The organism is Massilia rhizosphaerae (assembly GCF_016093545.1).
Classification (GTDB): Bacteria; Pseudomonadota; Gammaproteobacteria; order Burkholderiales; family Burkholderiaceae_D; genus Telluria; species Telluria rhizosphaerae.
The window spans coordinates 410,198-427,457 of sequence record NZ_JADKYX010000002.1; the positions used below are offsets into that span (position 1 = coordinate 410,198).

Annotated in this window: 17 protein-coding genes; 8 read left to right on the top strand and 9 right to left on the bottom strand. The window is 66.1% G+C overall.

Annotated features, from left to right (window positions below; all coding sequences use genetic code 11):
• Positions 1-9 precede the first annotated feature (9 nt).
• Together ISF28_RS04915 and ISF28_RS04920 are read right to left on the bottom strand one after the other, a co-directional pair.
• Positions 10-912 carry an NAD kinase gene (locus tag ISF28_RS04915; RefSeq protein WP_198116024.1) on the bottom strand — a complete coding sequence of 301 codons (903 nt, stop codon included), beginning with the start codon at positions 910-912 and terminating at the stop codon, positions 10-12.
• Between the two features lie 145 nt (positions 913-1,057).
• A complete protein-coding gene (locus ISF28_RS04920) occupies positions 1,058-1,879 on the bottom strand; it encodes a DUF3667 domain-containing protein (protein WP_370663390.1) in 822 nt (273 codons plus the stop codon).
• A gap of 234 nt (positions 1,880-2,113) precedes the next feature.
• Here ISF28_RS04920 and ISF28_RS04925 point away from each other — a divergent pair, with 234 nt between their 5' ends.
• The 4 genes from ISF28_RS04925 (at position 2,114) to gloA (ending at position 4,733) form a co-directional block, all read left to right on the top strand.
• A complete protein-coding gene (locus tag ISF28_RS04925) occupies positions 2,114-2,425 on the top strand; it encodes a hypothetical protein (RefSeq protein ID WP_198116026.1) in 312 nt (103 codons plus the stop codon).
• Complete coding sequence (locus tag ISF28_RS04930; protein ID WP_198116027.1) at positions 2,422-3,750, top strand: PQQ-dependent sugar dehydrogenase; 1,329 nt, start codon at positions 2,422-2,424, stop codon at positions 3,748-3,750. Before ISF28_RS04925 ends, ISF28_RS04930 begins: the two co-directional genes overlap by 4 nt.
• Positions 3,747-4,175 (top strand): OsmC family protein, encoded by a 429-nt coding sequence (locus ISF28_RS04935; protein WP_198116028.1) that lies wholly within the window; start codon positions 3,747-3,749, stop codon positions 4,173-4,175. The genes ISF28_RS04930 and ISF28_RS04935 overlap by 4 nt, the downstream gene beginning before the upstream one ends.
• A gap of 144 nt (positions 4,176-4,319) precedes the next feature.
• On the top strand, positions 4,320-4,733 hold the full coding sequence (gene gloA, locus ISF28_RS04940) for a lactoylglutathione lyase (RefSeq protein WP_198116029.1): 414 nt from the start codon (positions 4,320-4,322) through the stop codon (positions 4,731-4,733).
• On the opposite strand, the gene ISF28_RS04945 is transcribed toward gloA, so the two are convergent.
• The 5 genes from ISF28_RS04945 to ISF28_RS04965 form a co-directional block, all read right to left on the bottom strand.
• Complete coding sequence (locus ISF28_RS04945) at positions 4,723-5,928, bottom strand: hypothetical protein (RefSeq protein WP_198116030.1); 1,206 nt, start codon at positions 5,926-5,928, stop codon at positions 4,723-4,725. The two genes, gloA and ISF28_RS04945, sit on opposite strands and share 11 nt — an antisense overlap.
• 154 nt (positions 5,929-6,082) lie before the next feature.
• Positions 6,083-7,405, bottom strand: coding sequence for a TolC family outer membrane protein (locus ISF28_RS04950; RefSeq protein WP_198116031.1), 1,323 nt, complete (start codon positions 7,403-7,405; stop codon positions 6,083-6,085).
• A gap of 43 nt (positions 7,406-7,448) precedes the next feature.
• On the bottom strand, positions 7,449-7,772 hold the full coding sequence (locus ISF28_RS04955) for a rhodanese-like domain-containing protein (RefSeq protein WP_198116032.1): 324 nt from the start codon (positions 7,770-7,772) through the stop codon (positions 7,449-7,451).
• Between the two features lie 19 nt (positions 7,773-7,791).
• Positions 7,792-8,445 (bottom strand): protein-L-isoaspartate O-methyltransferase family protein, encoded by a 654-nt coding sequence (locus tag ISF28_RS04960; RefSeq protein WP_198116033.1) that lies wholly within the window; start codon positions 8,443-8,445, stop codon positions 7,792-7,794.
• A 163-nt stretch (positions 8,446-8,608) separates the two neighbouring features.
• Positions 8,609-9,262, bottom strand: coding sequence for a TetR/AcrR family transcriptional regulator (locus ISF28_RS04965; protein WP_198116034.1), 654 nt, complete (start codon positions 9,260-9,262; stop codon positions 8,609-8,611).
• A gap of 114 nt (positions 9,263-9,376) precedes the next feature.
• On the opposite strand from ISF28_RS04965, the gene ISF28_RS04970 reads away from it, so the two are divergent.
• From ISF28_RS04970 to recQ, 3 genes are all read left to right on the top strand, one after another.
• Positions 9,377-9,649 carry a YkgJ family cysteine cluster protein gene (locus ISF28_RS04970; protein WP_198116035.1) on the top strand — a complete coding sequence of 91 codons (273 nt, stop codon included), beginning with the start codon at positions 9,377-9,379 and terminating at the stop codon, positions 9,647-9,649.
• 132 nt (positions 9,650-9,781) lie between these two features.
• The gene (locus tag ISF28_RS04975) at positions 9,782-10,615 is read left to right on the top strand and encodes an undecaprenyl-diphosphate phosphatase (RefSeq protein ID WP_198116036.1); all 834 of its coding nucleotides are present in this window, start codon (positions 9,782-9,784) and stop codon (positions 10,613-10,615) included.
• A gap of 18 nt (positions 10,616-10,633) precedes the next feature.
• Complete coding sequence (gene recQ, locus ISF28_RS04980; RefSeq protein ID WP_198116037.1) at positions 10,634-12,454, top strand: DNA helicase RecQ; 1,821 nt, start codon at positions 10,634-10,636, stop codon at positions 12,452-12,454.
• 94 nt (positions 12,455-12,548) lie between these two features.
• Here the strand turns inward: recQ and trmB are convergent, their stop codons facing one another.
• Positions 12,549-13,229 (bottom strand): tRNA (guanosine(46)-N7)-methyltransferase TrmB, encoded by a 681-nt coding sequence (trmB, locus tag ISF28_RS04985; RefSeq protein ID WP_198116180.1) that lies wholly within the window; start codon positions 13,227-13,229, stop codon positions 12,549-12,551.
• A gap of 143 nt (positions 13,230-13,372) precedes the next feature.
• Between trmB and ISF28_RS04990 the strand changes: the two genes are divergently transcribed.
• Positions 13,373-14,491, top strand: coding sequence for a succinylglutamate desuccinylase/aspartoacylase family protein (locus ISF28_RS04990; RefSeq protein WP_198116038.1), 1,119 nt, complete (start codon positions 13,373-13,375; stop codon positions 14,489-14,491).
• Positions 14,492-14,498: 7 nt separating this feature from the next.
• Here the strand turns inward: ISF28_RS04990 and ISF28_RS04995 are convergent, their stop codons facing one another.
• Positions 14,499-17,183 carry a bifunctional diguanylate cyclase/phosphodiesterase gene (locus ISF28_RS04995; RefSeq protein ID WP_198116039.1) on the bottom strand — a complete coding sequence of 895 codons (2,685 nt, stop codon included), beginning with the start codon at positions 17,181-17,183 and terminating at the stop codon, positions 14,499-14,501.
• Positions 17,184-17,260 lie beyond the last annotated feature (77 nt).

A 17,260-nucleotide genomic window follows, 5' to 3' on the forward strand; every position in this document is an offset into this window, starting at 1 on the left:
ATGCTGGAATTATTTGAGCTTGCCGTCACCGGACGGATATTCGTTCCAGTGCAGCTTCTCGCGCAGCGTATGGTAGTAGCTCCACCCTTCCGGATGCAGGAAGGTGACGGTGTCGGGCGAGCGCGAGATCATGATCTGGTCGCCGTGCTGCAGGCTCGTGAACGTTTGCATGTCGAAATTCACGCTGATGTCGCGGCCGTTGATGATCTCGACGACGATGTCGCTCGTGTTCGGCACGACGATCGGGCGGTTGGACAGCGCGTGCGGCGCGATCGGCACCAGCACGATGCCCGCCAGCGTGGGATGCAGCAACGGCCCGCCGGCCGACAGCGCGTACGCCGTGGAGCCGGTAGGCGTGGACACGATGAGGCCGTCCGAACGCTGGTTGTACATGAAGGTGCCGTCCACCGTGACCTTGAGCTCGGCCATGCCGGCGCCCGTGCCGCGCGCGACGACGACGTCGTTGACGGCGACGGAACAGTGGATCTCGACGCCTTCGCGCACGACGCGCGCCGCCAGCAGCGACCGTTCCTCGGCCTTGGCCTTGCCGCTGAGGATGTCGCCCAGCGCGGGCAGCATGCGGTCGATGGGGATGTCGGTCATGAAGCCCAGGCGGCCCTGGTTGATGCCGATGAGCGGCACGCGGTAGCGCGCCAGCCGGCGGGCGATGCCGAGCATCGTGCCGTCGCCGCCGACGACGATGGCCTTGTCGCAGTGCTCGCCGATGCCGTCGATCGTCATGGCCTCCACGCCGGCGACCTGCACGTGCGCCGCCGTCTCCTGCTCGAACACGACGCGGTAGCCGGCGCCCTGCAGGAAGTCGACGATGGCCCGTACCGGCTCGTCGATGCCGGCCGTGTTGTGCCGTACGACGAGCGCGATGGTTTGTTGCGGTTCAGGCGTCACGGACATACGACTCTCGGCAGCAGGGGTTAGGGAGACAGAAGATTAACCGATTCGCCCGGCTTCTGCACTATCGCAACTCAGCAAATACTGTACAAACGCACAGTATAGTTGGGCGGACGGACTTCCGGCAAGCAGACCAGTCGAGCTCGCTTCAATGGAGGATCCCGAAACCGAACGCGGCGCCGATCGCCAGGCCCATGCCGGTCACGTGCAGCGCCATCAGCACGAACCAGCGCACGCCGGTCGTCAGGCGCGAGCCGCCGTACACGCGCCGCATCGCGACCGGCGTGTAGAACACGAGCCACAGCCACAGCGCAAAGGACACGATGCCGAACAGATCCGGCACCACCATCAGGAGGGTCAGGGCGAGGAACGCGAACCCGTTCACGTGCAGGGCGAACAGCAGGTGTTCGCCGTAGCGCCGTCCCGATCCCAGGTACAGCACCTTCAGGTACAGCGCGAACAGCGGCATCATCAGGAACACGGCGTACGGCACGTAGCTGCCGAAGGCCGTTCGCATCACCTTGTCGCGCTCCTCGGGCGACATATTGGTGAACCGGTCCGCCTGCTCGCCCCAGTGCGCATTGACGTTGCCGATGCCCTTGCGCAGTTCCGCCGTGCCGGCGGCGATGTCGCCCGGCTCCACGTCGCGCGTCGTGCGGGCCTTCGTGTGGGCCTTCTCGACGGCGCCGGCCGGCGCCGTCGCGGCGGGCGGCGTGCGCGCCGCTTCGTCATCCGCCTGGATGTCGTCGTGGCCGGTCAATTTCACGACCGCGAAAAAAATCAGGCTGAACGTCAGGTACAGCCGCAACGGCTGGATGTAGCGCACGCGGCGGCCATTGATGTATTCCAAAGTCAGCTGCCCCGGCCGGAACAAAAGGAGCAGCAGCGACTTCCAAAGCTTGCCTTCCAGCGCGACGTAATGACCGATGAACTCGTGCAGGAATTCGCGCGCGCTGGGCGGATGCAACACGGTTTCCTGACCACATTCGTGGCAGAAGTTCCCGGAAACGGCGGCACCACAGTTCGGGCAATCGCTGGCGGTGCGATGAAGATGGAGATGGGCTGGCGTGGTCACGACGTTCCCGGCAGTTGTCATAGCAATCAGTATGTTAACCAGTTAATTTCAAAAAAGCATCTTCCAATTGCGCGACCGCCTTCGAGTCGAAGGATTAGGATTTAATCAATTGAATCGAAGGAGGTTGTCATGGTGCAGGAAGCAAAAGACCGTGTCGTGAATACCGACCGAAAAATCGAAGAACAGAGTTACAAGCGCGAACCGCACGAGCGCGACGAATCGCCGGACGGCCAGGACATCAAGCCGCGCGGCATCATCAAGCAGGCCGCGGAAGACTTGCAGCAAGGGCTCGTGGACACCGACGCGCGCGCGACCCCGGGCGCCAGCGAAGCCGTGACGCCGGCACCGGGCGCCACCGGCCAGGCCAAACCGCAGCCGGACCGCAACCGCGACATGCGCGACCACGATTCGACCATCCCCGACGGAGGGCGCAATCGATGACACCACGCGCCAAGCTTGCCTTCCTGTTCCTTCCCCTGCTGGCCGGCACCAGCGCCCTCGCCCTCGCCCAGCAATATCCCGCCGGCTGGGGTCCGAATCCGATCCTGCCGGCCCCCGAGCGATCGCTGATCCCGACCATCAACGTGGCCAAGGCCGACCCGTGGCCGAAGGGCACGCATCCGACGCCCGCGCCCGGCCTCGCCGCCACCGCGTATGCGAGCGGCCTCGACCATCCGCGCTGGCTGTACGTGCTGCCGAACGGCGACGTGCTCGTCGCCGAGAGCAACAAGCCCGGCAACGCGCCCAAGGAAGGCGGCATCCGCGCCAAGGTGCAGAAACTGGCGCAGAAGGAAGCCGGAGCGGGGGTCGCGTCGCCCGATAAAATCATCCTGCTGCGGGGCTTCAAGCCGGACGGCACGGCCGACACGAAGGTCACGTTCATGCAGGGGCTGACGTCGCCGTTCGGCATGGCCCTCGTCGGCAACGAGCTGTACGTCGCCAACGCCGACTCGCTGTGGAAATTCCCGTACAAGACGGGCGCGACGAGCATCACGGCCCAGGGCACCAAGGTGCTCGACCTGCCGTCCGGGATCAATCACCACTGGACGAAGAACGTCGTCGCTTCTCCCGACGGCAAGAAGCTGTACATCACGGTCGGTTCCAACAGCAACGTGGCCGAGAACGGCATGGACGCCGAGCAGGGCCGTGCCGCCATCTGGGAATACGACCTCGCCACCGGCAAGGCGCACATCTACGCGAGCGGCCTGCGCAATCCGAACGGGATGGATTTCCAGCCGCAGACGAAGGCCTTGTGGGTCGCCGTCAACGAGCGCGACGAACTGGGCAACGACCTCGTCCCGGACTACATGACGGCCGTGAAGGAAGGCGCGTTCTATGGCTGGCCGTACAGCTATTACGGGCAGCACGTCGACAGCCGCGTCAAGCCGCAGAATCCGGCACTCGTGGCCAAGGCGATCCCGCCCGACTATGCGCTGGGCGCGCACACGGCATCGCTGGGCCTGGCGTTCTATCGCGGCGACTTGATGCCCCAGTACAAGAACGGTGCGCTGATCGGCCAGCACGGGTCATGGAACCGCAAGCCGTATGCCGGCTACGAGCTCGTCTTCGTGCCGTTCACGAACGGCAAACCGAGCGGTCCGCCGCAGGTCGTCCTGACGGGCTTCCTCGGCAAGGATGGCCACGCTTACGGGCGCCCGGTCGGGGTCGCGGTCGACAAGACCGGCGCCATTCTGCTGGCGGATGACGTCGGCAACATCGTCTGGCGGATCACTCCGGCCGCCACCAACCAGGGAGCAGCTCAATGATCAAACGTAAGGGAAGCGCCGTCTGGAGCGGCGGCCTGAAGGACGGCAAAGGCACCGTGTCGACGCAAAGCGGCGTCCTCGACCAGTCGCAATACGGCTTCAACACCCGCTTCGAAAACGGGCCGGGCACGAATCCGGAAGAACTGCTGGCGGCCGCGCACGCCGGTTGCTTCACGATGGCACTGTCGGCCCAGCTGGGCGAAGCGGGCATGACGGCGCAGAAGCTGGAAACGACGGCCACCGTGTCGCTCGACAAGGTGGACGGCGGCTTCGCCATCCCGGCCGTGCACCTGGAGCTCGTCGCCACGATTCCCGGGGCGAGCGAAGCCGCGTTCCAGGAAGCGGCGCGCAAGGCCAAGGAAGGGTGTCCGGTGTCCAAGCTGTTCAATGCGAACATCACGTTGGATGCAAAACTCCAAGCCTGAACAGATATGACGGCAATGGTGGGCGGAGGCCGCCCACCCTACATTTATCGGCCGTAGGGTGGGCACCCCGTGCCCACCATCGCCTGCACGAATCCGCACGAGCGCATAAAATCCCCGCATTCCCCACGAACCACAAGGACCATAATGCGCATCCTGCACACCATGCTACGCGTCGGCGACCTGCAGCGCTCCATCGACTTCTACACCAAGGTGCTTGGCATGAAGCTGCTGCGCACGAGCGAGAATCCGGAATACAAATACACGCTCGCCTTCGTCGGCTACGGCAACAATCCGGACCACGCGGAACTCGAACTGACCTATAACTGGGGCGTCGACAAGTACGAGATGGGCTCGGCCTACGGCCACATCGCCATTTCGACCGAGGACATTCATCACACCTGCGAACAGGTCCGCGCGGCCGGCGGCAATATCACGCGCGAACCGGGCCCGGTCAAGGGCGGCACGACGGTGATCGCCTTCATCACCGATCCGGACGGCTACAAGGTCGAACTGATCGAGCGTGCCGACCACGCCGGCGGCGCCGGCCTCACTTCCTGACCTTCAGCAGCGCCAGCCCCGTGTTCGTGCGCACGACGATGTTGCCGTCATCGGCCACCGCGAGCGCACGCACGAGCACGAGGCCGGCCGGCGGCGCGTTGAGCCGGTCGTTCAGGTCGACGATGCCGTCCTTCCGCGTCCAGGAAATCGCGTGCTCGTCGGTCGCCGTCATGGCCGAGCCGACGACGAGGCCGTCCGCATTGATCGCATCCGCGATCGAGAAATTCCCGCCCGGGAGCGCGCCGATGCTCGTCATGGCCGTGCCGTCGTAGACGAAGCCGCGGCCGCTGCCGTCGGCCAGTGCGGAATTGCCGGCGACGAGGCCGGCACGATTGATCGCGACGGCTTCCGCGGTGGCGCCGCCCAAGGTGCCGATGTCGCGCATCATGCCCGCCTCGTAGACGAAGGCGCCGACGGGGCCGGCGCCGTTGCGGAACCAGCCGGCGATCTGTCCGGCGTCGTTGACGTCGACGGCGGCGGAATTGCCGTTCGGCGAGCCGAGGTCGCGCAGCGGGCCGCCGGTGCGGCTGTCGTACAGGAAGGCGTGGAACCAGGCATTGCCCGGCCCGTAGGCATAGCCGACGATCTGCCCGACCGTGTTGATGCCCAGTCCGAACGAATCGCCGCCGAACGAACCGAGGTCGCGCAACGTCTTGCCGTCGTACCAGAATGCGTGCGATTGGCCGTTCGTCGTGGACGCCCAGCCCGTGATCTTGCCGCAGTTGCTGATCACATAGCCTTCGGACGACGTGCCGCCGAGCGTGCCCAGGTCGTGCAGCGCGCCGTCGTAGAAGAAGGCGTGGGGCACGCCGCCCGTGGTGGCGGACCAGCCCGTTATATGGCCGCACGGATTCACCGCCTGGGCATCGGAAAAATCGCCGCCCAGCGTGCCCAGCGGAATCGACGTGTGGCCGTTGTAGAGGAACGCATGGGCGACGCCGTCCGCGCCGCGCGACGTGCCGGCGACGATGCCGCCGTTCGCGATGCCGTGGCGCGTGACCTCGCCGTAGACGATGCCCGGCAGGCCGATCGGCACGACGTCGTACGTTGGACCGGTGCCGACGGGCCCCGGACCGGGTCCCGGATTGCCGTGGTGATGGCCGCCGCCGCAGGCGGACAGCGTCAGGGTCAATGCGAGCGCGGCGGCGCGCACGGCCGTCGTTGCGGATGTGGAGGAGTGATCGAACGTGAACATGGCGACCTCGCTTTCGAAGGGTTCACGCCTGAGTGTAGGAGTGCGGGTCGCGTAAGTTCATGCAAAGAGGAGTTCGCTTGGGGCGCCTCAAGCGGGATTTCTGAAAGCAATGCGCCCAGGAATGAAAACGGCGCACGCGGCGCCGTTCCTTCTCTTACGGCTGCTGCAGCAGCGCATTGATCGGCTGCAGATCTTCCTCGCGCAGCGAACCGGCCGCGGCCTTCAGTTTCAGGCCGGCCAGGATCGTGTTGTAGCGCGCCTTCGCCAGGTCGGTGCGGGTCTGGTACAGCTGGCGCTGGGCATTCAGCACGTCGATGTTGATACGCACGCCGACCTGGTAGCCGAGCTTGTTCGATTCCAGCGCGGAATTGCTCGACACCTCGGCCGCTTCCAGCGCCTTCACCTGCGCGAGGCCGCTGTTCACGCCGAGGAAGGATTGGCGCGCCACCAGCGCGGCATTGCGGCGGTTCGCTTCCAGGTCGTTGCGGGCCTTGTCTTCCAGCGCGATCGATTCGCGCACCTTGCTCGTCACGGCAAAGCCGTTGAAGATCGGGATGCTGTACTGGATGCCGATCGAGTTGCTGTTGGTCTTGCCCGACATGCCGGCCAGCTGGCCGTTGACGTCGCGGTGCAGCGACGACGCGACGAGATCCAGCGTCGGGTAGTGGCCGGCGCGGTTCCTGGAGATGTCGCGCTTGGCCGATTCCAGCTGCAGCTGGGCCACGGCCACGGCATAGTTCTGGTTCTCGGCGGCGGACACCCACTGGTCGACGTTGATCGGTTGCGGCGCCGTCAGGTTCACGCCCGTGCGCAAGGTGGCCAGCGTGGACGGCGGCGTGCCGATGATGGCTTGCAGCGCCGTCTTCTTGGTCTCAAGATCGTTGACGGCGGCAATTTCCTGCGACACCACGAGGTCGTAGGCGGCCTGGGCTTCATGGGTGTCGGTGATGGTCTGCGTGCCGACCTCGAAGTTGCGCTTGGCGGAGGCCAGCTGCTCGGTCACGGCGACTTTTTGCGCGCGCGTGGATTCCAGCGTGTCCTGGGCGGCCAGCACGTCGAAATACGCCTGGGCCACGCGCGTGATCAGGTCCTGCTGGGCCTGGGCGAACTGGGCCTCGGAGATGGCTTGCTGCAGCTTGCTCTGCTGGTAGGTTTCCCAGCGGTCCCAGTGGAACAGCGGCTGCTGCAAGGTCACCTGGATCTGGTTGGTGCGCAGGTTGGTGCCGGGGCCCGGCACGCCATCCCACGACGAGGAGTCGTCGTTGCTCTTCATGACGCTGCCGGAGACGCCGACGGTCGGCAGCAAGTCGGAACGCCCCTGGGTGATACGTTCGCGACCCGCGGCGACGGCCGCGCGGGCGCTGGCATAGGTGGCGTCGTTCGCCAATGCCTGCTGGTACACCTGGATCAGATCGGCCGCCTGGGCGTTGAGCGAAAACGCGCTGGCCAACAGTACGGCGATGAGGGGCTTCTGCATTACTTTCTCCGTCGGAGTCATCAATAGTTAAGAACGCAGGCCGTCAATACTTCGGCATCGAAGGGTCGACCTGCACGGCCCAGGCGTGTATCCCGCCTGTAAGGTTGGTAATGTTGCTGAATCCATTGCGCTCCAGGAAGGCGGCCACCTGCATGCTGCGTGCGCCGTGATGGCACACGCAGACGATGTCGCGGTCGTCCTCCAGTTCGCTCACGCGGATCGGAATCAGGTTCATCGGAATCTGGGTCGAGCCCTCGATGTGGCAGGTCTCGAATTCCCAGTTTTCCCGGACGTCGAGCAGCAACGGCTTCGGACGCGACGGGTCGGCCAGCCAGGCGGCCAACTCGGGGGCGGTGATGTGCTGCATGGTCGCGCGTCTCCGTCGCTCAGAACTGGAAGTGCGACGGCACCGGGGCGCCGGTCAGGTAGCGCACATTGGTCTCGAACACCTTGATCGTGCTGTACGTGTTCTCGCCCGTGCGGGTGATGACCGACGCTTCCATCACCGGCGCCTGGCCGATGATGGCGGCGATGCGGCCGCCCACCTTCACCTGCTTCAGGAACGCTTCCGGCAGCACTTCCAGCGCGCCCGAGATCACGATCACGTCGTACGGCGCACCTTTTTCCCAGCCCTGCGCGCCATTGCCGACTTCCACGGTCACGTTGTGGATGCCGGCATTGGCCAGGTTCTTCTTCGCCAGTTCCGCCGTTTCGGGATTGATTTCCACGGTGGTCACCTTGGCGGCGCGGTGCGCCAGCAGGGCGGCCATATAGCCCGTGCCCGTGCCGATTTCCAGCACGGTTTCGTGTTTCTTCACACCGACTTCCTGCAGAATGCGCGCCTCGAACTTGGGCGCCAGCATGGCGGCGCCGCCCGGCAGCGGGATTTCGACGTCGGCGAACGCCAGGTTCTGGTAGGCGGCCGGCACGAACTGTTCGCGCTTGACGACGTGCAGCAGGTCGAGCACATCCTGGTCCAGCACGTTCCACGGACGGATCTGCTGTTCGATCATGTTGAAGCGGGCTTGTTCGATGTTCATCTTTGGACTCGGTGGAAAAATAAATAATCCGATATTTTATCGTTGAACGGCTTCAGCAAACATATCTTAGCGATATGAGGCTGTCCGCCAGGGAAAATTGCGACAGTCTGCAGTTTAACGGGCATGAAACCCGAAAAAACGCGTCTTGACGTACGAAAACGGTTCACGCGGGCGATGAACCGGCAGGCGGCAGCAGGCCATGCAGCGCCATGTCGAGGAAGGTGTCGAGGAAGGCCAGCGGCTCCAGTTCCCCGCGCGGACACGGGCCGACGGAATGCTTCCAGATGACCAGGGTGAGCATCGGGGCGACGAGCACCTGGGTCATCATGTTGACGTCGATGCGGCGGAACTCGCCCCGCGCGACGCCGCGCTCCAGCATCGACGACATGGCCTTCGTGCCGCGGTTGATGACCTCTTCCTGGTAGAAGCGGGCCAGTTCCGGGAAATTGTCGGCTTCGGCCATGACGAGCTTGATGATGCCGGAGGCCTTGGTCGCCCCCAGCCGCTGCCACCACGAGTGGATCAGGTGGCGCAGCAGGTCGGCGCTGTGGCCGTCGAACTCGGCGACGGACGCTTCCGTCTCGCCGATGACGGGCACGATATTGCTGCGCACGACGGCCTTGAACAGTTCTTCCTTGTTTTCGTAATACAGGTACAAGGTGCCCTTCGACACGCCGGCGCGGCGCGCGACGTCTTCCAGGCGTGTGGCGGCATAGCCACGCTCGACGAACAGGTCGATGGCCGCCTCGAGCAACTCCTGGGGCCGCGCATCCTTACGGCGCTCCCAGCGCGGCTTGGTGTCAAAAGGGCATGGCATGCTTCTGTCCGACAACTAACTGTTGAGTCAGCAATATAGACCCGGGGATAGGGCCAGTCAAGAACATGACCCTGTCGGTAGTATACTGGTACCTTGCCCGTTTCTGGTCTTTTCATGAGCGTTCCGTCTTCTCCCGTTTCCTGCCGGCCCGGCTGCGGCGCCTGCTGCATCGCACCCTCGATCACGTCGCCCATTCCCGGCATGCCTCTTGGCAAGCCGGCCGGCGTGCGCTGCATCCAGCTGGACGAGCACGACGGCTGCAAGATTTTCGGGCAGCCGGACCGGCCTCCGGTCTGCGGCAGCTTGATGCCGTCGCGCGAGATGTGCGGCGACACGCGCGAACAGGCGATGTTTTTTCTTTCCGAACTGGAGCGCTTAACGGCCTGACATTGTCCGCCGCAAAAACGTCTCCATGTAGACACGGTAACTCGACGGTGGCCCCCTTCCTCATGGTAAGCTTGCGGCCCGCGCAACACCTAGCGCGCACGCGTCCCCAACCCTACCGAACTCGTACACCAAATGGATATCATTCTCGCCCTGAAAGCGATCATCATGGGCCTCGTCGAGGGCTTCACCGAATTCCTGCCGATCTCGTCCACGGGACACTTGATCCTGGCCGGTAGCCTGATCAATTTCACGGGCGAAGTGGCGCAAGTGTTCGAGATCGCGATCCAGGCCGGCGCGATCTTCGCCGTGATGTGGGAATACCGCGCGCGCATCGGCGCCGCGCTGGGCGGCGTCACGTCCGATCCGCGCCAGCAAAAGCTCGTCATCAACCTGATCGTCGCCTTCATCCCGGCGGCCGTGCTGGGCGTCCTGTTCAGCAAGGCGATCAAGGCGCACCTGTTCGCGCCGGTGCCCGTGGCGGCCGCGTTCATCGTCGGCGCCTTCGTGATCCTGTGGGCGGAACGCCGCCACAAGGTGCTGCCGGGCGCGCACCGCATCCAGTCCGTGGACGACATGACGGTCGTCGACGCGTTCAAGGTCGGCTGCGCCCAATGCTTCGCGCTGATCCCGGGCACGAGCCGTTCGGGCGCGACGATCATCGGCGGCATGCTGTTCGGCCTGTCGCGCACGGCCGCCACCGAGTTCTCGTTCTTCCTCGCGATTCCGACCTTGCTGGCCGCGACCGTGTACTCGATCTTCAAGGCGCGCCACGACCTGCACGCGAGCGACGTCCCGCTGTTCCTGATCGGCGGCGTGGCGGCGTTCGTTTCCGCCTTCCTGTGCGTCCGTTGGCTGTTGCGCTTCATCAGCACGCACGACTTCACGGGCTTCGCCTGGTATCGTATCGTGTTCGGTGTGATCATCCTGGTCACCGCCCATTTCGGCTGGGTGGTCTGGGCCGAATAATTCGAGAGCAGCAGCATCATGACGAGCGACATCCAGCAACGCGCGCTGCAGATCCTGCAGACGGTATTCGGCTACCCCGCCTTCCGCGGACAGCAGGCCGAGATCGTCGAGCACGTGGCGGCCGGCGGCGATGCGCTCGTGCTGATGCCCACCGGCGGCGGCAAGTCGCTGTGCTACCAGATTCCCGCGCTGCTGCGCGACGGCGTCGGCGTCGTCGTGTCGCCGCTGATCGCGCTGATGCAGGACCAGGTCGACGCGCTGGCCGAAGTCGGCGTGCGCGCCGCGTTCCTGAACTCCACGCAGACGTTCGAAGAGACGCTGCGCATCGAGCGCATGGTGCGCACCGGGGAACTGGACCTCGTCTACGTGGCGCCGGAACGCCTGATGACGCCGCGCTGCCTGGAACTGTTCGAGTCCGCGCACATCTCGCTGTTCGCCATCGACGAAGCGCACTGCGTATCGCAATGGGGCCACGATTTCCGGCCCGAGTACATCCGCCTGTCGATCCTGCACGAGCGTTTCCCGCACGTGCCGCGCATCGCGCTGACGGCGACCGCCGACCAGCTCACGCGCGCCGAGATCGCCCAGCGCCTGCAGCTGGAAGAGGCGCGCCAGTTCGTGTCGTCGTTCGACCGGCCGAACATCCGCTATTCGATCGTCGAAAAGACGAACGGCCGCAAGCAGCTGCTCGACTTCATCTCGGCCGAGCACCCGGGCGACTCCGGCATCGTCTACTGCCTGTCGAGAAAAAAGGTCGAGGAAACGGCCGAATTCCTCAACGAGAACGGCATCCGCGCCCTGCCCTATCACGCGGGCATGGAGCACTCGCTGCGAGCCCACAACCAGTCGCGCTTCCTGCGTGAAGACAATATCGTGATGGTGGCGACCATCGCCTTCGGCATGGGCATCGACAAGCCGGACGTGCGCTTCGTCTGCCACCTCGACCTGCCGAAATCGCTGGAAGGCTATTACCAGGAAACAGGCCGCGCCGGCCGCGACGGCCTGCCGTCGAACGCCTGGATGGCCTATGGCTTGCAGGACGTCGTGCTGCAGCGCCGGATGATCGACGAATCCGAGGCGGACGAGAATTTCAAGCGCGTGCTGTCGTCCAAGCTCGACGCCATGCTGGGCCTGTGCGAAACGCTCAGTTGCAGGCGCATGCGCCTGCTCGAATACTTCGGCGAGCGCTCCGGCCCGTGCGGCAACTGCGACACCTGCCTGATCCCGCCGACGTCGTTCGACGCGACGGTGCCCGTGCAAAAGCTGCTGTCCGCGATCTACCGCGTCGACCAGCGCTTCGCGGCCGGCCACGTGATCGACGTGCTGCGCGGGGCGTCGTCCGAACGCATCGTCCAGTGGCACCACGACAAGCTGTCCGTGTTCGGCGTGGGCGCGGAGCGCAGCGAGCAGGAATGGCGCGCCATCGTGCGCCAGACGATCGCCCTGGGCCTCGTCACCGTCGACCACGACGCGTTCAGTTCACTCAAGCTGACGGAGGCGGCGCGCGCCGTGCTGAAAGGCGAGCAGAACGTGCAGATGCGCCAGTACCAGAAGCCGGTCAAGCCCAAGCGCACGTCGGCGCCGCGCGCGCGCTACGAAGAGATGGAATTGTCGAAGTCCGAACAGGCGATCTTCGACAAGCTGCGCTGGTGGCGCGTCGAAACGGCACGCGCGCACGGCGTGCCCGCGTACGTCGTGTTCCAGGATGCGACCCTGCGCGAGATCGCCAAGGTCAAGCCGACGTCGCTCGATCAACTGCGCGGCGTGTCCGGCGTGGGCGAGAAGAAGCTGACGTCGTACGGCGACGAGATCGTCGGCCTCATCAGCGAGATGGTGTGATTGTCGGGTAACCGCATTGGTGGGCGCGGGGCGCCCACCCTACGATGTTCGTATTGCCGTAGGGTGGGCACCCCGTGCCCACCAGATGCATGCGTTATTTTTTGGTGAACACCAGGTCCCACACGCCGTGACCCAGCTTGATGCCGCGGTTCTCGAACTTGGTCAGCGGCCGATACGACGGCTTCTCCGCATACCCTTCCGCCGTGTTCCGCAGCGCCGGCTCGTTGCCCAGCACTTCCAGCATCTGCACCGCGTAATCTTCCCAGTCCGTCGCGCAGTGGATGTAGCCGCCCTGCGCCAGCTTGCGGCACAGCAGCGCGACGAACGGCGGCTGGATCAGGCGGCGCTTGTTGTGGCGCGCCTTGTGCCACGGGTCCGGGAAGAAGATGTGCACGCCGGACAGCGAGCCGTCCGCCACCATATTGTTCAGCACCTCGACGGCGTCGTGCTGGATGATGCGCAGGTTCGGGATGTCCTGCTCGCCGGCCAGTTTCAGCAGGCTGCCCACGCCCGGGGTGTGCACCTCGACGCCGACGAAATCCTTGTCCGGCATCGCCTTGGCGATGTGCGCCGTCGTGTCGCCCATGCCAAAGCCGATCTCCAGGATCAGCGGCGCGGTGCGGCCGAACGGCGCGTGGAAATCGTATTGATCCTTGCGGTACTCGATCAGGTAACGCGGGCCGAACGCTTCCAGCGCACGCGCCTGGCCGGTCGACAGGCGGCCGGCGCGGGTGACGAAACTGCGGATGCGGCGTTCGGTCGGGTCGTACAGCATGGCGCGGCCCTGCTCGTTGGTTGGCGTATCGGAGGACATGGGGATGAAATGAAGAATGAGGAAAAAATCGGCCGCCATTATAACCCGGCGCTTGCGCGCGCCGATCTCGGACATAATGCATCCGTTGCCACCAGGAGCCGCCCATGCCCCAGCAGACCCACCCGATCGCCACCGAGGACAACGTCGCCGCCTACCGCCTGACCTCTTTCCACTACGGCGCGCCCGGCGCCGGCAAGAAGGTCTACATCCAGGCCTCGCTCCACGCGGACGAGGTGCCCGCGATGCTCGTCGCGCACGTCCTGCGCCGGGAACTCGACCGGCTGGACGCGGCCGGCAAGGTCCGCGGCGAGATCATCCTGGTGCCGGCGGCCAATCCGATCGGGCTGTCGCAGGTCATCCACGGCGCGCCGTTCGGGCGCTTCGACCTGGCCAGCGGCGTCAACTTCAACCGCGCGTACCGGCACGTGGCGGAGGCGCTGAAGGTGTCGCTGGAGGGCAAGCTGGGCTCGGACGCCGCCGCCAACGCGGCCCTCGTGCGCGAGCACGCGCGCCGCGACATCGCCACCTGGCTGCCTTCGAGCGCGACGGAGGAACTCAAGAAGACGCTGCTGGGCATGGCGATCGACGCCGACATCATGCTCGACCTCCATTGCGACAACGAGGCCGTGCTGCACATGTACACGGGCACGCCGCTGGCGGATCGCGTCAAGCCGCTGGCCGCGCTGATGGGCGCGCGCGCCGTGCTGCTGGCGACGGAATCCGGCGGCGAACCGTTCGACGAAGCCTGCAGCCGCGTGTGGTGGCAGCTGCGGGACCATTTCGGCGACCGCTACCCGATCCCGCTCGGCTGCGTCGGCGTGACGGTGGAACTGCGCGGCGAGAACGACGTGCGCTACGACCTCGCCGAACGGGATGCGCACGGCCTGCTGCAATTCCTGGCGCGCGAAGGCGTCGTCGACCTGCCGGTGGAGCCGCTGCCGGATGCGCTGTGCGAGCCGACGCCGCTGGAGGGCGTCGAGCCGCTGCACGCGCCGCATGCGGGCGTGCTCGTGTTCCTGAAACGGCTGGGCGAGCAGGTGCGGGCGGGCGACGCCGTCGCCGACATCGTCGACCCGGTCGGCGGCAGGACGACGACGTTGCGGCCCACGCAGTCCGGCATCCTGTTCGCCAGCACGGCGCACCGGCACCTGCTGCGCGGGATGCACGTCTGCAAAATCGCGGGGGCGGCGGCGTGGCGGACGGGGAATCTGCTGGGCGCGTGAGGCGGCGTCAAGCCGCCAGCGCTTCCTTGAACAGATAACGCTGCGCCAGCAACGGCGCGATCGACGCCGCCGGCTGCGGCCGCGCGACGAAATACCCCTGCACCTCGTTGCAGTTCAGCGCGCGCAGGATGCCCAGCTGCTCTTCGTTCTCGACGCCTTCCGCCACCACTTCCATCCCGAGCGCGTGCGCCATCGACACGATGGCCTGGAAGAACACGGTGCCTTCCTTCGAGCGTCCCAGTTCGGCCGTGAACGAGCGGTCGACCTTGAGCACGTCCATCTTCATGCGCTGCAGTTGCGACAGCGACGAGTAGCCCGTGCCGAAATCGTCGACGTGCAGCTTGACGCCCAGCGCGCGGATCGCGGCCAGTTCCGCCAGGATCTCGGCCTGGTCGCCCATCATCGCGGACTCCGTGATCTCGACTTCGAGCAGGCCGGCCGGCACGGCGTGGCGGGCCAGCGCCTCGGCCAGCTCGCGCTGCACGCCGCCGCGCAGGAACTGCTTGGGCGAGACGTTGATCGACACGGGCACCGGCACGGCGCCGTTGGCGCGCCAGGCGGCCAACTGGGCACAGGCCTGGTCGATCACGATGGCGCCGATCGGCACGATCAGGCCGCTCGACTCGGCCAGCGGGATGAATTCGTCCGGGCGGATCATGCCCATCTGCGGATGCTCCCAGCGCAGCAGCGCTTCCATGCTGAGCAACTCGCCCGTGCGGGTGTCCACGCGCGGCTGGTAATGCAGCACGAACTGGCGCTTGTCGATCGCTTCCAGCAGGCGCTGGCGCAGCTGGGTGCGGGTCTTGAGGATGTTCGACTGCGCGGCATCGAAGAAGCGGTACTGCCCCTTGCCTTCGGCCTTGCCGGCATACATGGCGATGTCGCCGTGGCGGATCAGCGTCACGGCGTCGAGGCCGTCGCGCGGGTACACGGCGATGCCGACCGAGGCGCCGATCATGTGCTGCTCGTCCGCGATCGGGAACGGCTTGCTGAAGGCCTCGACGATGCGCGTGGCGACGATGGCCACCTGCTGGTCGCTGTCGAAGGGGCTGAGCAGGACGACGAATTCGTCGCCGCCGAAGCGCGCCACGCTGTCGCCCGGGCGCAGCTGCGACATCAGGCGCTCGGCGGCCAGCTTGAGCAGGCGGTCGCCGACGGCGTGGCCGTGCGAATCGTTGACCTGCTTGAATTCGTCGAGATCGATGAACAGCAGCGCCGCGCCGTGGTTGCCCTCGTGCGCCTGGGCCAGCGCGGCCGGCACGAAGTTCAGGAACCAGTGGCGGTTCGGCAGGCCCGTGAGGCTGTCCTCGTTGGCCAGGCGCGCCAGCTGGGATTCGTGCTCCTTGCGCTCGCTGATGTCCTGCAGCGTGACGGCGAGGACGTCGCCCACGCGCACGATGCGCCGGTGGCCCCAGCGGATGTTCAGGCGATTATTCTCGGGCATGCGCCGGTCTTCCTGGTGGAAGCCGACGGCCAGCGCCGTGCGGTAGTTGGCGACCAGGTCGTCGAACGAGGTGCCCTGGTGGAGTTCGGAGATCAGGCTGCCGACGAGTTGCGTGCGCGTGGCGCCGTAGAAGTAGGCGCCGCGTTCGTTGCAGTCGACGATGCGAAAGTCGATGGCCTGGCCCTTGCGGTCGCGCACCGGCGCGATCATGTAAAAGCCGTCGTTGCCGCTCTCGGTGGCCGTGCGGTAGGCGCGCTGGATCTCGGCCCGCTCGTGCGCCCGCGCTCCCGCGCGCACGGACAGCACGCTCGCGCCCAGCGCCAGCAGCGACAGCACGGCGGTCGCCAGCACCGTGTGGTTGCGGCTGTCGGCCCAGTAGGCGTCGGCCGCTTCCAGCACGGCCGTATGCGACAGCGCGACGAGGGCCACGAGCGGATACGCGCTGGAACGGCGCCAGCCCAGCACGCGCGGCTCGCCGTCGGCAAATCCGCCCTGTCCCTGGACCAGCTGCACGCCGTGCGCCACCGGCCAGCGGTCGGCGTTCGCGGGCAGCAGCGACGCCGCGCCACCGGTGCGCACGACGCCATTGGCATCCTGCTCGACGCGCAGGGGGTGCTCGGTGCCGACGAGGGCCAGCAGGCTGCCCGGACCCAGCGTGGGCGAGCTGACGAACGACGTGAAATACGAGGCGTCGACGGCCATCAGCAGCACGCCGTCGAAGCCGTCGTCCGCGGTGTCGAGGCGGCGCGTGAACAGGATCGTGCCGCGCGCGTCGTCCAGTTCCGGCGGCGGCGCGCCGATGCGCAGCGCGGTCGAGATGGCGTCGCGGTGCTGGATGAAAAAGTTGGTCCCGGCCAGGTTCAGCCCGCGCTCGTGGATGCGGTTCGAGGAGCGGATCGCGCCGTCGGGACCGACGACGCTGACGTTGACGAAGGCGGCATCCGTGAACATGCCGTCGCGCCGCATGTTCTCGATCAGGCTGCTGTCGTGCGCATGCTCCCAGCTGTGCTTGAGCTGCATGGTGATCTGGTCGATCTGCGCGACCGAGCGCGTGAGGTACTGCTCGTAGGCCTCGGCATACGCGTCGGCCTCCTTGAAGGCCTGCTCCTCGGCGCGCCGGCGTTCGGCGCCCGCGTGCAGGATGGTGGCGGTCCAGAGGGCGGCACAGGCGAGCAGGGCCAGCGCGGGCCACAGCAGCGCGAGGAATCGGTGGGTGCGCGGGGAGGTGTGCGCACTGGACTTGGACATGCGTTTTCCGTCAGAAAAGCGCGAGCCGGGGGCGCACGCTCAGTTACTGTTCAGTAAAGCGCAGTGTAAGAAATGAA

Excerpts from the sequence above, each read along its gene's own strand:
- ISF28_RS04960 (WP_198116033.1), bottom strand. The coding sequence starts at position 8,445 with ATGAACATCGAACAAGCCCGCTTCAACATGATCGAACAGCAGATCCGT.
- ISF28_RS04945 (WP_198116030.1), bottom strand. The coding sequence starts at position 5,928 with ATGTTCACGTTCGATCACTCCTCCACATCCGCAACGACGGCCGTGCGC.
- ISF28_RS04990 (WP_198116038.1), top strand. The coding sequence starts at position 13,373 with ATGCCCCAGCAGACCCACCCGATCGCCACCGAGGACAACGTCGCCGCC.
- ISF28_RS04965 (WP_198116034.1), bottom strand. The coding sequence starts at position 9,262 with ATGCCATGCCCTTTTGACACCAAGCCGCGCTGGGAGCGCCGTAAGGAT.
- trmB (WP_198116180.1), bottom strand. The coding sequence starts at position 13,229 with ATGCTGTACGACCCGACCGAACGCCGCATCCGCAGTTTCGTCACCCGC.
- gloA (WP_198116029.1), top strand. The coding sequence starts at position 4,320 with ATGCGCATCCTGCACACCATGCTACGCGTCGGCGACCTGCAGCGCTCC.
- ISF28_RS04975 (WP_198116036.1), top strand. The coding sequence starts at position 9,782 with ATGGATATCATTCTCGCCCTGAAAGCGATCATCATGGGCCTCGTCGAG.
- ISF28_RS04915 (WP_198116024.1), bottom strand. The coding sequence starts at position 912 with ATGTCCGTGACGCCTGAACCGCAACAAACCATCGCGCTCGTCGTACGG.
- ISF28_RS04970 (WP_198116035.1), top strand. The coding sequence starts at position 9,377 with ATGAGCGTTCCGTCTTCTCCCGTTTCCTGCCGGCCCGGCTGCGGCGCC.
- recQ (WP_198116037.1), top strand. The coding sequence starts at position 10,634 with ATGACGAGCGACATCCAGCAACGCGCGCTGCAGATCCTGCAGACGGTA.
- ISF28_RS04950 (WP_198116031.1), bottom strand. The coding sequence starts at position 7,405 with ATGCAGAAGCCCCTCATCGCCGTACTGTTGGCCAGCGCGTTTTCGCTC.
- ISF28_RS04955 (WP_198116032.1), bottom strand. The coding sequence starts at position 7,772 with ATGCAGCACATCACCGCCCCCGAGTTGGCCGCCTGGCTGGCCGACCCG.
- ISF28_RS04930 (WP_198116027.1), top strand. The coding sequence starts at position 2,422 with ATGACACCACGCGCCAAGCTTGCCTTCCTGTTCCTTCCCCTGCTGGCC.
- ISF28_RS04935 (WP_198116028.1), top strand. The coding sequence starts at position 3,747 with ATGATCAAACGTAAGGGAAGCGCCGTCTGGAGCGGCGGCCTGAAGGAC.
- ISF28_RS04995 (WP_198116039.1), bottom strand. The coding sequence starts at position 17,183 with ATGTCCAAGTCCAGTGCGCACACCTCCCCGCGCACCCACCGATTCCTC.
- ISF28_RS04925 (WP_198116026.1), top strand. The coding sequence starts at position 2,114 with ATGGTGCAGGAAGCAAAAGACCGTGTCGTGAATACCGACCGAAAAATC.